The following is a 947-nucleotide window of genomic DNA, read 5'->3' as shown; positions in this document are numbered from 1 at the left end:
ATTAAGGATTATCTCATGACTCAGTTCTATCAAGTATTAAAAACGTTGATATATCAAGGCTTTTAATATTTTTATATTATAAAGAACTATACATTTAGACATTTATGTGGGCAAAATGCGGGCAATGGGAATGATGTGATGTGGACAATTTTTTTGTTTAGTATATGTATTTAGCTTTAGCTACTTTTTTTACAATGAAACAACATGTTTAAGAAGAAATTAATAATGTCCTTTTATATATGAAGAAACTCTTAATTTCATCATTAAATCGAAATGCCTTTAAAACAAAAAAAGAACTGGCAATTAAGTCAGTTCTTTTAATATTCTCTATAATCAACTGGTGTAATATCGACCACATCGTCTAATGAATATGGACCGCAGTTGTTACCAAACGTATCTAAATAATAAAATTGGCGAGTTGTTTCGTTTAATCGGGTTATTACTCCACAATGCATTTCAAATTTACCGTTATTCCACAGCTTGTATTCAAGTTCACATTTCATAGCTGATGCAATGGTCATATTTGATTGCATGTCATCTAGTTCCCATTCTTCCAAATGAGGTTTAGGAATATATCCATCACGTTTGTTACGTTCCTTTAACATACTAACATGTTCAGGCATCATCATAGCCATGGACCACTTGATACTACCTCTATCTTTTTCTAAAGCTGACAGATAGACTTGATATTGTTGTTCCTCGAAACTCATATCACTTCACGTTCCTTATAGATTACTGGCAACACTGCAAGAACATTATCGATGATAAAAGTACGCTTTGAGTGCTTTAGAAAACAAAATGCTTGGAACTTATCACCACTAATTTTAAGAAGCTTTACTCGCCTTTTCGAGATTTCTCCCGATTTAGACATATACATTAATTCAACCAATTGATGATACTGCATAGCTTTTACTAACTGTTCTTTCATGATGTTACCTTCTCGATTA

The 947-nt window shown here is 32.0% G+C and carries 2 protein-coding genes; both read right to left on the bottom strand.

Annotated features, from left to right (window positions below; all coding sequences use genetic code 11):
• Positions 1-317: 317 nt before the first annotated feature.
• Positions 318-710, bottom strand: a complete 393-nt coding sequence (locus D1606_RS12015) for a YolD-like family protein (protein ID WP_119416255.1) — start codon at positions 708-710, stop codon at positions 318-320.
• The coding region (locus tag D1606_RS12010) for a hypothetical protein (protein ID WP_369973801.1) at positions 707-947 on the bottom strand (241 nt) is incomplete at its 5' end. The genes D1606_RS12010 and D1606_RS12015, both read right to left, overlap by 4 nt.

It is taken from the genome of Rummeliibacillus sp. POC4, assembly GCF_003576525.1.
GTDB lineage: Bacteria > Bacillota > Bacilli > Bacillales_A > Planococcaceae > Rummeliibacillus.
Note: the sequence above shows the minus strand (reverse complement) of the source record. Positions and strands in the feature narration are given on the sequence as shown.

What these genes read in the sequence shown, in the direction of transcription:
- D1606_RS12015 (WP_119416255.1), bottom strand. Translation starts at nt 710, where the DNA reads ATGAGTTTCGAGGAACAACAATATCAAGTCTATCTGTCAGCTTTAGAA.